The following is a 14,070-nucleotide window of genomic DNA, read 5'->3' on the forward strand; positions in this document are numbered from 1 at the left end:
GAAACAATACTATCATCACCATCTAAATTGATAGCAGCACCCTGTTGATCAGCGGAATTATTCACAAAAATACAATCAGAAATATTAGCATTGTTACCACTCCAAAAGATTGCACCACCGTGTCTGTCTGTTTTACCGTTAACAAATGTAATATTTTCGATTACCACATTATTTGCCTGAATACTGAATATTCTTGCAAGCCCAGTAGCATTTAATGTATGACCATTTCCGACAATTCTCAATGGACGATTAATGACTATACCCTCATTAAGATTGTAATCGAATATTGAGTTATAAGTGTAATCCCTATCCAAAATTATAGTGTCATTGTCATTGCCGTTTATTGTCTTATTTAAGTCGCAGAATGTTGTTCCATCTGAGATAAGTAATGATATAGTGTAGGAGGCATTTTCTATTGATGCTGTTAGCTTGCCCATTCTACCAACTTCTGCAGTGTAGTGAACAGGTTCTCCCAATTCAGTCTTGGTAGTGTTGATCCTTCCGTTTGTTGGAGTTAATGTTAAGTTAACAGCTTTCAAACGACTGTTATCATATTCTGATACTCCAGAAGGAGTATAAGCATACAATTTAAATATAATATCAGATGAATCTAAAATAGAAATTGCATCCTGATTTGCTGTTGCATTCAAGAACAACCAAGTACTCATTTCCGCATTATTGGTTATCGGCTCAATATCATAATTGGTTGCATTATTTCCAAACCAGTTGTAATCCACATTGGAAGAAGAATCATTATTAACAAAATAAATTGCAACGCCAGTATTATTCAAGAAAATATTATCATTGATTGATAAATTATGAGAAATATTTTCATCATTATAGAAATAAATGCTATATTTACTGTTATTCACAAAACTACAACCAGAAACATTACCATCGTTACCCCTCCAGTAGATAGCCGCAGCATAATATCTAACAGAATTATTCACAAAACTACAATCATAAACAAGACCCTCATTACTTGACCACCAATAGATAGCACCACCAACACCTGCAGTGTTATTCACAAAACTACAACCGGAAACAACATCACCAACACCGGAATCACAAAAGATAGCACCACCATAATCAGCGGAATTATTCGCAAAAGTACAATCAGAAACAATAGCGCCCGCACCGGCATCCAAAAAGAGAGCGCCACCATTGTATCCAGAGTTATTCACAAAACTACAATCAGAAACAAGACCCCCAGCAGCGCCATTCCAATAGATGGCACCACCATTGTAGTTTACAGAGTTATTCACAAAACTACAGCCAGAAAGATTACCATTAGCACCACTCCAACATATTGCACCACCCTCAATATTTGTTTTACCATTAGTGAATGTAATATTATTGATTACTACATTATCTGCTTGAATATTGAATATTCTTGCCAGTCCTGCAGCATCTAGGATGTGGCCATTTCCGATAATTGTCACAGCACGATCAATGACTATTCCACCATTTAGATTATAGTCAAATGTTGAGTTATAAGTGTAATCGCTATCCAAAACAATAGTGTCATTATTATTACCATTGATTACATGATTTAAGTCATAGAATGTTGTTCCATCTGTGATTTTTAATGTTATAGTGTGAGCTGCATTTTCTATTGTTGCTGTTAACTTGTCTATTCCAGTACCTTCTGGAGTATACTGAACAGATTTACCCAAGTCAGTCTTGGTAGCATTGACTCTTCCGTTTGTTGGAGTTAATGTTAAGCTGACAGGATTCAAACGACTGTTATCATATTCTGATACCTCAGAAGGAGTATAAGCATACAATTTAAATATAATATCTGATGAACCAAGAAGATGGATTGAATCCGGATTTGCAGTTGCATTCAAGAACAGCCAAGTGCCTATTTTCACATTAGTATTTACCGGTTCAATATCGTAGTTGGTTGCATTATTTCCAAACCAATTGTAATCGGCATTTGAAACGGAATCATTTTTAGCAAAATAAATTGCAACACCCCTATTATTCAGGAAAATATTATCATTGATTGTCAAATCGGAAGCGGAATCTTCATTCTTGAAAAAGATGATACCACTATTAGCACGGTTATTCACAAAAACACTGCTTGAAACAGTGCCCCCGGCACGATTCACCCAGATGGCACTACCATTAGAAGATGCAATGTTGCCATTGAAATTACAATTTTCTACAGTAGCCCTGCTCTCGAAGTCAATGGCACCACCAAATTGAGCAGAGTTATTGGTAAAATCACAATTTATTGCTTTACCGTTGCCCTTAAATAAAACTGCACCACCCTCAATAGCAGTGTTTTCAGTGAAACTGGAATTTGTCACATCACCATTCTTATAAAATACAATTGCACCACCAAAATACCTATCAGGACGCTGATCAGTAGCAGAATTCTTAACAAAAATACAGTTTTCTACAGTACTGTCCTCTGAAAAGAAAATTGCACCGGCATCCTGTGCTTTGTTATTGGTGAAATTACAATTTTCAACAGTACCCGCACCATTCCAATAAACAGCACCACCCTGCTTAACAGCCTTACTGTCAGTGAAACTACAATTTCTTATTTTACCTGTGGTATAAAAACAAATTCCACCACCATACTCATTCCAGGCTTCGTTCTTAACAAAAATGGAATTTTCTACAGTACCGTCTTCAGTAAACCAAACTGCACCCCCATCTGCCGCTTGGTTATCGTTAAATTTACAGTCTGTTACTTCACCGTCTTTTTCAAAGTAAGCTGCACCACCGCGAAAAGCTGCGTTTTTATCAAAAATACAATTTTTTATGTTGCCTGCGCTGGTATTCCACAAGACGGCACCACCATAGCCATAAATTTCATCTAGTACTTTGTTATCGGTGAAATTACAGTTTATTATGCTGGCTGCACCAATAACTTCAACTGCACCACCATCATTAGCAGAATTCTTATCAAAACTGCAGTTTTCCAATTTAGCATTACCATAAAGCCCAACTGCACCGCCAGTCCAAGCCTTATTATTAGTGAAAGTACAATTTATCACATTACCATCATTAAAGTAAATAGCACCGGCCCATGAGAACCCGTTAGCAGAATTATTGACAAAACTACAATTTATCACATTACCTGTACCATTAAAGGAGATTGCACCGCCGCTCCCTATATTATTAGAAGCAGCAACATTATTAACAAAATTACAATTTTCAACAGTACCAGATTCCTTAAAGCAAACTGCACCACCGGAAAATGCCGCTTTGTTACCTGTGAAATTACAATTTATTACTTTGCTGTTAGCTTTTTTAAAGTAAACTGCACCGGCATCACCTGCATAATTATTAACAAAATTACAATTTTCAACAGTACCTGCCTTTTCAAAGTAAATTGCAGCACCATCATTATCTTCAGTTGCATTGGCGTTTATAATGGTTAGGTTTTTAATTGTTACGCCGGAACCGGTTACTTTGAATGCACGGATATTTGATCCAGCCATATCAATAATCGCACCATTACCATCAATAACACTATTGCTCTTTGTTATGTTAATTGTACTGCCGCTGTCATAGGTATAGTTATCATGTGTCAATACAATATTTCCTCCAGTGCCAATCTCGCTAGACAGTCCTGAATATGTGCCTGGATTAGCACTTAATACATCCAAATCATTTTCCGCACTTACAATTTCATCATCAGCACTGTCAGACACTATTTCCTCATTTGCTGCTGTGCTGAGTGCGGGTTCGCTATCTTCAACCATTATCAGGTTTTCATCTGTTGATTCCATTGCTGCATCATCATGGCTAGCCATTGCGGTATCATTCACATCACTGGCGCATACGCCGGCAATGCTTAAGAGAAAAACAGCAAGAATCAATATAAGAATGCTCTTTTTGAACTTCATTTTCACCTATCCTCTCAAAAAAAATATTCTGATAAAAGATATTTTTATAACAAACTAAAAAAATATCATTTTTAAATAATTATAATTAAAAATCTATAAACTGATATATAAAAAGATGCCTATCATTATATAAAATGAAAAACTGAACAGATTTAAACCGAATCATTTAAAAAAAAAACATAATGTTTAGTTTGATATATCAAAAAATTGTGGAATGGAAAAAACCAGACTTAAAAAAAGTAAAAAAAGTTTCAGGAACTATAAGTGTTCTGAAACTCTGTCCTTAATGATTTCATACATACGCTTGTCAATGCCAAGAGGATCTGTCAAAACGATTTCACCATCAAATTCAACCGGTTCGTCATCATGGTCATGATGGTGATGATGATGTCCGTGATGGTGGTCATGTTCATCGTGGTCATGATGGTGGTGATGATGATGACCTGATTCACCTTCGAAATCGCTTTCGATACCAAGCAATCCTGGTATGTCCCTTTTAGTATGAAGTCCGTGTGCGACAAATACAGGTACAACAATTATCTTTTCCAAATCGTTTTCTGTGGTTAATTTTTTGATTGTTTCTGGAATGCCAGGTTTTCTGATTTCCATGAATCCGTATTCTACAGGCATGTCCGGAAATTCTTCTGCATACATTTCTTTATAAGCTTTAATTACTTCTTCACCATCGTCCAATCTTGAACCGTGGCTTAAGAGTAAAATTCCTGTTTTTTTATCAGCCATAATTTATCATCCTTTAATAATTTATAATTAAGTTTTAAATTAAATTCAATTAAGTTATCTTGATTAAAAATTTTTTCAAAAAAATATATGGAAAATCATAATTTTTCATTTACCATATCAACTAAAATGTCTATCAATATATCGTCCGCTTTGATAGGCTCAGGATATAGGATTTCGCCGTCGAACTCGACAGGAGTCAAGTCGTGCACATGGTCATGGTCATCGTGGCCATGGGAATGGCTGTGTGAATGTTCATGCTCATGCTCTTCTAAAAATCCTAAGATATGTGGAATATCATGAGTTGTGTGCATTCCAGGAGCAATGAATACAGGAATAACGACCAATCTTTCCAATTCATTTTCATCCGCTAATTTATTAATGGATTCGGGAATGCTAGGACCGCACAATTCCATAAATCCAAAACTTGAAGGTAATTCGCAAGTTTTTTCGAATTTATTATATAATGCAGTGGCAAATTCCTTATTATAATTCAATCTGGAACCATGAGTTACAAGCAAAATTCCGGTTTTTGCATCATCATCAAGTTCAGAGTCCCCTAAAGCCTCATTAATCCTTTTATCAATGATATCCAAAAGCTCATCGCGAGGCCCAATTGACGGCAGCAATTCAATTTCTCCATCAAATACGACATCATCCGCTATTGATAAGTAATGTTCATCAGGGTAATTTCCATCAGGACATCTTGGATCAACTTCCAAAGGTTCAAGACCTAACAATTGCGGAATATCAATGTTTGTATGAATCCCTGGAGCCAAAAATACAGGAAGTGCAATTATCTTATCTAAATCTTCAACCTCATCCTTTAATATTTCAACAGCTCCTGCGATGGTAGGCTCTGAAACTTTCATATATCCTATTTCAGCTGGAATACCTGATTTATCAATGAATTTTTCTTTGATTTCAGTGAAAACCTCTTCAGCGAAAGGTAAAGTACTACCATGACTTACCAAAATCACGGCAGCATTATTTGATAACTTTGAATTTGTATCCATATGAAATAACTCCGTCTTCTCCGTCTTCTCTAACTCTTCTAAATACCATCTCTACATCGTCACCGATTTCAAGATCGTCTACATCACAATCTACAAGTTGTGTGGTCAATTTTGCACCTTCTTCAAGTTCAATGACTGCAACCGCATAGGGAGCTGATTTTTTAAAATCATCAGGTGCAGATCTGATTACTGAAAAAGTGTGAATTTTTCCTTTTCCTGAAAACTTGAAAGGTTCAAGGTCTCCTTTTCTTCTGCAATTAGGACAAACAACACGTGATGGGAAAAACAATTCTCCACAGGTGTTACATTTTGAACCTATAAGATTGTATCTTTGTTGTATATGACGCCATGTTCTTACAGTATCTGACATGTAAATCCTCCATATATTTTCTAATAAGTATAATTTATTGTAAATAATATAAATAACTATTTTTTTTATTACTATTTTCGCAAATTCTTCAAATAATTAATACATATTTACACAAAATCACACAGTCGCACTTCAACAATAAATTTATAAAATACAGATTAAATTTTTAAAAATGAAAATCGACTCTAAAGGAAATATGATTGTAGGTACAACTGCCATTTTAATCGTGGCGCTGTTATTGATTTGCATTTTTGTCGTAACTTCAATAAATTACATTCAAGATGAAAATATAGACTCTAAAAGCAATGACAATTTCAAATATATTGTTGATGACTACACTCAGAATCTGGAAATTTTGGGACGGGATGCAATCGCAAAGGCAACTTCCAAAGTCTACAACGGCCTGCCTGTACTGGACAGCAGAGACCAAATCAAGAAGAACTTAAACAACATATTGGATGAAAAAAACAATGAATATGAAAAGAGATATGGAGTAAAAATAACATCCGAAACCGTTAGTGTGGAAAATACTGATTCGCCATGGAAGGTTCTATTCAGGGTCAAATTGAAAATGGAAAAGGGTAATGAGAAATTCTCAAAAATCGTAGAGAAAAACGCATCGGTTGAAGGCTTGCGGGACCCTCTTCCAATAGCTAAACTGACTGTCCTATCCGGAATTTTGACATATGACAATCAAATCCACTATAAAACGGCACTTTCAGCCTATATGGTATTGCATAATCTGGATTCTCCCGAGTCATATATTGAAGCGACAGCGCCGCTTATCATTCAAAAATGTCCATATGACCCTTATGTTCACCATGGCGATTCAGGAGTGTTGGATGACTGTCTTCAAAATGGCTATTTCCATGAAAGCGCTGATGGAAGCTGCTATCTATGCAGACTTGAAGGGAAGGGAAAATGTCCCCATTATGGATTTGAAGTATTTATCCAAACCCACACCCCATTGAAAAACGAATCGTTGTCCTGTTCTGATCATGTCGTTTTTGCAGACCATTATAACGGTGAAAAAATCGACCCTGATGACTGGAACAGCCTGATTTTGGATTCATCTCATAGAAAAAAATACGGGTTGTGGGAAGATGGATAATAAGGCAAGTAGCACAATTGAAATAGCAATAATCCTGATAGTGGTTCTGCTGATAAGCGGGACTGTCCTATCATCATTTGAGAATGTCACAAACAAGATTGTCAATGCGCAAGAAAGGGAAAATATGGAAATCCTAACTTCGCAGGTCGTTGACAATTTAATAAACAATCCGGGAGTTCCGGACAATTGGTTTAAAAATTTAAAGGGAACACCTGGTTTGGCAATTGTCAATGAAGGAGGGCAAACCATACCAAACAGCATTTCATATTCAAAATTTGTTGCACTTGGGAGCAAATACAAAAAGCTTGTTGACGAAAGATTATTCAATTCAAAAATAAAAACATCAATGGAAATAATCCCACAAAAGAGTAGTGTTTCAAGTGTAAAAATCGGTTCTAACAAGGATTCAAATAATGTATTTGCCGTTAATAGGATAGTGAAATGCGACTTCTACAAAAAATATGTATTAAAGGATTTTCAAAGCGAAGGAAAATGCAACCGCAATCACGACCAAAGCTCAAATAGCTGCAACTACTTTAAAGTATTCAAGGGAAACGTTAAAAATTCCAATTATTACCTGCTGCTGGATGACGGTGAATATAACCTGAAATATATCATAGATACTACAAGAGTCGTCAAGGCAAGATATTGGCAAACAGCAACATCAGACGTTATTTGCCTTAATGACAAGATAGACTTCTATGATGATGATAGTGCCGTGGTGTTTATTCATTTCAACAAGCCCCAAACTAAAGCTCTTTTGGTTAGTGTGCCTAAAAATTTTGATAGGGATAAATTGGAATATGATTATTTCAGAACAAATGAATGTGAATTCATTCTAAGAGCTTGGTTTTAAATTAAAACGCCTAACAAAAGTAAAGAAACACTAATCAAAATCAAGCTGGAAATCGAATCAGTGACACTAGTTGAAATTGGAATCACGATATTGTCAGGGTCCAAATTATGATTATAGGAAATTGTTGAGATATAGTAGACAACAAAGACCATTACTGTAACCAATATCAGACCTGATAATGTACTGATTGAAATAATCCTATCAAAACCGACTCCAACGCTTTCAAATATTCTTGAAGAGCTTTCGGCAAGAATCCCAATGAATGGGAATACTATAATAGCTAAAATATAGCAAATTCCAAAATTATGAAGTGCTTCCCCTTCTGGTTTAGCCAAAGGTTCTACTAAACCTGAGTGCAATCCGGATGATAGCCTTGCTCCTAAAATACTTATTAGGCTTCCGCTTTCACCTGAAAACAGTGGAACCAATGTCAATAAGCTAGGATTGGTAAGCAATGTTTCCACTGAGTTGTTCAGAATTCCACCAGCCGAACCGCCCAAAAAGGAGCATAAAAGCAGAATCGGTGTGGACTGCTTTAAAATAGTTCTTGTCTCGTCTGATAAGCGATAGCAATGAACAAAGCTTATTAAAACTCCAATTACAATTGCAACAAGAACAACGTATTTAACAATAATGTCTACATTCAGCAGATTCAATATAAAGGTTGATGCAATAATAGCTGGCAAGGTGAATAAATCTCCAAATGCCGCTATGATAGGGCTTGTAATGTTGTCCGGATCCCATCCATGTTCAAAACTCTTGAATGAAACGAACATGGTTATTGGAAGCATAATCAAGTTTGATATTATTCCTGCAATTGTACAAATCAATATGAAGTCAATGACAGACATTGAAGGTGAGTTTAATAGAATGCAGAATATCTTGGCTACTATTCCTAAAAATATTGACAAAACTAATGTTAAGACAAATGATGAAAAAATGTTATTGTTCAAGTCTTCGGAAAATTCAAATTCTGGAGATATCAGACCGATATGCAGACTTGTTGATAGCCTTGAGGCAAATGAGCCAAAAATGTTTCCCCTCATTCCAATAGCTCCAGGAATAACAACCAAAAGTCCTGGGAATGTTTCAAGGAAAAATGTCATTTTGCCTAAGATGATACCGGCTATTAAATCTCCTACTGCACAAATAAAAAGAGCAATTAATCCTTCTTTTATGATATAGTCATGTTCAGCGTAAAACTCAGAGAACGCTTGGGTAGATAGTGAACTGCGAGTCATCTTCTTTTGGTCTTTCACAAGTATCACTACCCCTTATCATTTAAATCACTTCTCTAATCTTCGTCTTCTAATTCTTCTGGAATATCGTCTAATGAACATGCTCCGGATGCCAATTTTTCAAGTAAATCTGCACCCTCATCTGTTCCTTTTAAAATTAATGTGTCGCCAGGCAAAAGTGTTGTATTCTTGTCAGGCCCATAAATCCAGGATGAACCTCTTCTTATAGAAATAACTCTCATACCTGTACGGTTAACTAAAAGTAAATCTCCTAATGTATTGTTTGCAAGTTCTGATGATTCGTCAACAACGACCCTTGCAATACTCTTATCTGATTCTTCCATCACCATCTTAAATACTGGGTGTGGTTTAAAGCCGGTTATAACCAAATCGGCCAAATCCTTTGCTGCATTTGCCATACTTTCTGTCGCTTCTGCAATCTCAAGCAAGGCGGTTAATTTTTCAGCGTCTTCGTATGACCTTGCGGCAACTAATGATTCCTTTTTGATTTCATAATTCATTGCATTTACTTCATTTTCCAATGTAAGTACCTCTTCTGCAGCGGTTTTACTATTAAAAAGCACTGCAGAATATGCTAAATCAACCATCAGTTCCGACATGTTTTTCATTTCGATTAAAAGATTTTTGATTGACAATTAAATTACCTCATAAGTCATTTGGATTAACATTCAATAAGCATGCTTTCCTAAGCTTTAACAATGTTTTTTTCTTTGATTTTAAATCATCAACTTCTTCTAAAATGTTTTCTAAAGGTTCCCTTAAACATTCAACCGCTTCTTTTGAATGCAGCCAATTGCATTCCTTGCAGTTCCAAACGTTTTTGCCCTTGATCCATTCTCCCCCAGTTGCTGAGTCTCCGCAAGGATAAAACGGACAATAGCAGAAATCACAGTATTGGCCATCATAATGGCAAGGATAGAATTCGCATTCGCGATTCGGACCATGCGGAACTTCGCCATTGAGGAATTTTTCATAATGATTTTGTGATAATGGATGAATATTGGATCTGATTACATATCCCCTTGGAGTCACCAGCTTATCATCCTGAACATATGTTATGTCATTTCCGACAATCAATGTGCAAGACATGTTAACGATGTCTTCAGTTAAATCCTTAACCTTGACAATAGTGGTTTTCGGAGGTTCGTAGGTACTGTCAATAATACCGATCAATGCATCTTCCCCTTTAATATCCAAAACACTCTGCTTGAACCTTCTGAAAGGCTCTTTGCGTGTTTTGCTGATTGGATTATAAATTGCAACAATCAGATTGGCTTCAAGAGCATACCTTAACTTCTTTTCAATTTCGGACAATGGAGTTAAAATGTTGCTTAAGCTGATAGCTGCAAAATCGTGCAAGGGCGCTCCCAAATGAGCTGATGCATAATTCAGTGCAGAAACCCCAGGATAGACTTTGATTTCGACACCGTCATATTTGCTGACGATTTGATATAATACGTTTGCCATTCCAAATACGCCCGGATCGCCGGAACTGATCAATGAAACAGTCTGGCCCTCCAGACTTTTTTGAATAGCAAATTCCGCTCTAGCAATTTCATCGCCCATTCCTTTTTTAACGATTTCTTTATCCTGAATCAAATCCTCAATTTGGTTAATGTATTTTTTATAACCAATAATGACATCAGACTCTTCAATAGCCTTTATAGCACCTAGAGTCATGTTTTCTCTATTTTGACCTATTCCTATTACATTAATCATTTTATCACTAATATAACTTTAACACTGAAGTAATAGTTATCGAATTAGGGTTAACCATCAAACCATTTCCTCTGAATGTAGCATCACCTACTGCAATAATCTTATAGGACGGATCCTGACTTATAACTATTTGTCCGGAAGTTGAATTAGGTGAAGCATAACCTAAAGCTTCGATTGAAACTGTCAAATTCTTGTTGCTGGTGTCATCACGAGTAGAAATGTTCATAGACTCAACATTAACACCATCAACCTTCGATAGCTCTTCCAGCTTCATTGCAACATCCTTCTTGTTAGTAATATTGACTGGAGTCGGATCTTTAATTAAAGCTTCATTAACTGTTTCAGGATTGAAGAATGTAGTAATCTTATCTATTTGCAAATCAATCAACCCTTGAATGTTAGGAGCTTCAGCAGTGACGATAGTGTATGAACTAAAGAGCCCTATCTCAAAAAATGCAATAAATAAAACTATAATTAAAATAATTCTAACAACTTTATTCGCCATGTTATCACAATCATTATCTAACTTATAATATGATAATTTCTATTTTTAATATATAATAAAGATAACTAATCGACAAAAAATTATAGGGAAAAATCAATTTTTAAAAATTAAATTCTCAAAGTTTATTAACATAGAAAATAAAAATTCTAATTAATGTCAACTAGTAAAATTCTATTAAAATTTGCAAAAAAAGGTATCAACCTATCACCTGAAGCGTATAATAGGGTTATTAGCGCAGAAAATCCAACTGATTTTGCATCCTCGTTAATAGTTAAGCTAAAAAGCGATAAGTTCACATCAAAAGATTTGGTTTCTGTTAGCGGTGAAATGGTTGATGAAATTACAGGTATTAAAAAAGAAGATAAAATTGAAGCCGAAACTACACTTGACGAAACACCACAGCCTAAATTGGAGGATTCTAACGAAGCATCTTCAATTGATGACTTTAAAAAGGAAAGCGACATAAAGGAAAAGCACGTCAACGAAGAAATATTAAAAGCTTCCGAAACAATTGAAGATACAAAAGTCAAATTCAAAAGAAACGAACAGAAGACAAACGTCAAATATGACTTCAAAATAATTCAGGACACTTCCAAAAAATCATACACCAGCGGCGAGCTTGAAAACCTCATAGCCTATTTCAAAAGCAGATATGAAAAACTATCAAACATTCTGCAAAGAAGGCCGGAACTAAGGAACTTCACAAAGATAGCGGATATTGATGACTCTCAGGAAAGCCTAAGCCTAATTCTGATGGTGCGTGAAATCAGGACAAGCAAAAACGGCCATAAGATTGTTGAGTTTGAAGATGATACCGGATCAATCTCAATTCTTTTCACAAACAAAAATGAAGAGCTCTTTGCTGAAGCCGAAAAGCTTGTAAAGGACGAAGTTGTCGGCGTGATTGCAAACAAAAGCGACGATTCGAATTTTGCATTCGGCCAGCAAATCATAAACCCCGGCGTCGTGAGGATTCCCGAAAAGGAAATGGATTTCGGTATAGTGTTCCTGTCAGATGTCCATATCGGAAGCCTTACATTTCTTGAAGACGCGTTTCAAAGGTTTATTGACTGGATTAATTGTGAATATGGCTCTGAAGAACAAAGAAAAGTTGCTGAAGACGTCAAATATCTCATTATCGGAGGAGATATTGTGGACGGTATCGGTGTGTATCCAAATCAGGAAAAGGAGCTTGCAATCAAGGACATTACACAACAATACAACGAAGCGGCTAAGTTTCTGGGCAATATCAGAAGCGACATCAAAATCATCATCGCTCCTGGAAACCACGATGCGTCCAGAGTGGCTGAACCGCAGCCGGCAGTTCCTGAAGAATATGCAAAGGCACTGTATGAGCTCGACAATGTCGAATTCATTTCAAATCCTGGTGTAGTATCACTCGACGGAATTAATGTCCTAATCTATCACGGGCGCAGCTTTGACGATCTTGTGATGGCCGTCAAAGGATTTACACATGAGAGAAATGATATATTAATGGAAGAATTACTCAAAAAGAGGCATTTAGCCCCGATTTATGGTGAAAGAACTCCTCTTGCATCAGAACTTGAGGACTATTTGGTAATCGACGAACTGCCTGATGTCTTCCATACAGGTCACGTTCACATCAATACCTACAGAAGATTCAAAGGAATTCATTTGATCAACTCAGGTACTTTTCAGACCCAGACCGAATTCCAGAAAATTTATAATATTGAACCTACTCCTGCAGAAGTCCCTGTTCTTCATAAGGGAAAATATAAGCATTTCAAATTTATAGATGAGGTTAATTAATGAAAAAGAATATTGCTGAAATAATCAATGTTGCAAATGAAATCTATGATAAGGGATTGGTTTCAGGCAAAGCTGGAAACATTAGTAAAAGAATAAATGGAAGCACCGGAGACATTGTTGCCATAACTCCAACCATGAAGTCACTTTCCAACTTAAACGAAGAGGACATCGTTCTGGTTGATATGGACGGGAATGTATTGACTAAGGGAAAGCCATCTTCAGAGGTCAATATGCATTTGGAGATATACAAAAAAAGGCCAGATGTGAAAGCTATTGTCCATACCCATTCATCTTATGCTACAGGATTTGCCTTTTCGCAAAAGAGGCTTAAAAGGCTGGAAGGCTTCGGCGCTATAAAAAATCAATATTTATCCCAAATGGAATATGAAAAGCCTGGAAGCCACGAACTTGCAAAAGGTGCTGGTGAAGCCATCGGCGATGAAGATGTCTTAATATTAAAAAATCATGGTGTTATTTGCGTAAGTGACAGTTTAAAAGAAGCTAAATTGCTTGCCGTTTTTGTAGAAGAGAGTGCAAAAACCCAATTCATAACATATATGTTAAATTCAGTTGAAGATATCTAATCTCCATCTGAAATAACACCTGTTTTTCTTTTCTCCATTCCTTCTTCAATCATTTTAATGATTAAACCAGATAATGAAGTATCCTCATCAATTGCCATTTTCTTTAATTCTTTTTTTAAGTCCACCGGTAAATTTATAGTAGTTTTGCTTATATCTGACATAATATATAATTGAATTTTATTTTAATATAAATTTTTCTACTATCAAAAATACAATTTACCACAAAATATTTAAAGTAATTAGAAACAAATATAT

At 35.8% G+C, this 14,070-nt stretch carries 13 protein-coding genes; 4 read left to right on the plus strand and 9 right to left on the minus strand.

Annotated elements, in window-relative coordinates:
- The 4 genes from ACJMLD_RS01460 to ACJMLD_RS01475 all read right to left on the minus strand — a co-directional run.
- On the minus strand, positions 1-3,866 hold a 3,866-nt coding region (locus tag ACJMLD_RS01460), incomplete at its 3' end, for a right-handed parallel beta-helix repeat-containing protein (protein WP_405267298.1).
- A 258-nt stretch (positions 3,867-4,124) separates the two neighbouring features.
- The gene (gene cfbA / locus ACJMLD_RS01465; RefSeq protein ID WP_405267300.1) at positions 4,125-4,607 is read right to left on the minus strand and encodes a sirohydrochlorin nickelochelatase; all 483 of its coding nucleotides are present in this window, start codon (positions 4,605-4,607) and stop codon (positions 4,125-4,127) included.
- A gap of 95 nt (positions 4,608-4,702) precedes the next feature.
- On the minus strand, positions 4,703-5,620 hold the full coding sequence (gene cfbA, locus ACJMLD_RS01470; protein WP_405267302.1) for a sirohydrochlorin nickelochelatase: 918 nt from the start codon (positions 5,618-5,620) through the stop codon (positions 4,703-4,705).
- Complete coding sequence (locus ACJMLD_RS01475; RefSeq protein ID WP_405267304.1) at positions 5,592-5,990, minus strand: Zn-ribbon domain-containing OB-fold protein; 399 nt, start codon at positions 5,988-5,990, stop codon at positions 5,592-5,594. The genes cfbA (ACJMLD_RS01470) and ACJMLD_RS01475 overlap by 29 nt, the downstream gene beginning before the upstream one ends.
- A 172-nt stretch (positions 5,991-6,162) precedes the next feature.
- On the opposite strand from ACJMLD_RS01475, the gene ACJMLD_RS01480 reads away from it, so the two are divergent.
- Together ACJMLD_RS01480 and ACJMLD_RS01485 are read left to right on the plus strand one after the other, a co-directional pair.
- Positions 6,163-7,101, plus strand: a complete 939-nt coding sequence (locus ACJMLD_RS01480) for a hypothetical protein (RefSeq protein ID WP_405267306.1) — start codon at positions 6,163-6,165, stop codon at positions 7,099-7,101.
- Positions 7,094-7,957, plus strand: a complete 864-nt coding sequence (locus tag ACJMLD_RS01485) for a hypothetical protein (RefSeq protein ID WP_405267308.1) — start codon at positions 7,094-7,096, stop codon at positions 7,955-7,957. Before ACJMLD_RS01480 ends, ACJMLD_RS01485 begins: the two co-directional genes overlap by 8 nt.
- Here ACJMLD_RS01485 and ACJMLD_RS01490 read toward each other — a convergent pair.
- From ACJMLD_RS01490 to ACJMLD_RS01505, 4 genes are read right to left on the minus strand one after another with little or no spacing between them, the layout of a single operon-like run.
- The gene (locus ACJMLD_RS01490) at positions 7,954-9,198 is read right to left on the minus strand and encodes a magnesium transporter (protein WP_405267367.1); all 1,245 of its coding nucleotides are present in this window, start codon (positions 9,196-9,198) and stop codon (positions 7,954-7,956) included. The genes ACJMLD_RS01485 and ACJMLD_RS01490 overlap by 4 nt on opposite strands.
- 53 nt (positions 9,199-9,251) lie before the next feature.
- The gene (locus tag ACJMLD_RS01495; RefSeq protein WP_405267310.1) at positions 9,252-9,851 is read right to left on the minus strand and encodes a potassium channel family protein; all 600 of its coding nucleotides are present in this window, start codon (positions 9,849-9,851) and stop codon (positions 9,252-9,254) included.
- Between the two features lie 10 nt (positions 9,852-9,861).
- On the minus strand, positions 9,862-10,935 hold the full coding sequence (gene cobJ, locus ACJMLD_RS01500; protein ID WP_405267312.1) for a precorrin-3B C(17)-methyltransferase: 1,074 nt from the start codon (positions 10,933-10,935) through the stop codon (positions 9,862-9,864).
- A gap of 7 nt (positions 10,936-10,942) precedes the next feature.
- On the minus strand, positions 10,943-11,440 hold the full coding sequence (locus tag ACJMLD_RS01505) for a hypothetical protein (RefSeq protein WP_405267314.1): 498 nt from the start codon (positions 11,438-11,440) through the stop codon (positions 10,943-10,945).
- A 153-nt stretch (positions 11,441-11,593) separates the two neighbouring features.
- Here ACJMLD_RS01505 and ACJMLD_RS01510 point away from each other — a divergent pair, with 153 nt between their 5' ends.
- Together ACJMLD_RS01510 and ACJMLD_RS01515 are read left to right on the plus strand one after the other, a co-directional pair.
- Positions 11,594-13,231, plus strand: coding sequence for a DNA-directed DNA polymerase II small subunit (locus tag ACJMLD_RS01510; RefSeq protein WP_405267315.1), 1,638 nt, complete (start codon positions 11,594-11,596; stop codon positions 13,229-13,231).
- Positions 13,231-13,815, plus strand: coding sequence for a class II aldolase/adducin family protein (locus ACJMLD_RS01515; protein ID WP_405267317.1), 585 nt, complete (start codon positions 13,231-13,233; stop codon positions 13,813-13,815). Before ACJMLD_RS01510 ends, ACJMLD_RS01515 begins: the two co-directional genes overlap by 1 nt.
- Here ACJMLD_RS01515 and ACJMLD_RS01520 read toward each other — a convergent pair.
- Positions 13,812-13,976: a ribbon-helix-helix domain-containing protein gene (locus ACJMLD_RS01520; RefSeq protein WP_405267319.1), complete on the minus strand. Its 165-nt coding sequence runs from the start codon at positions 13,974-13,976 to the stop codon at positions 13,812-13,814. The two genes, ACJMLD_RS01515 and ACJMLD_RS01520, sit on opposite strands and share 4 nt — an antisense overlap.
- Positions 13,977-14,070: the final 94 nt, after the last annotated feature.

This window comes from Methanobrevibacter sp. (genome assembly GCF_045112895.1).
GTDB lineage: Archaea > Methanobacteriota > Methanobacteria > Methanobacteriales > Methanobacteriaceae > Methanocatella.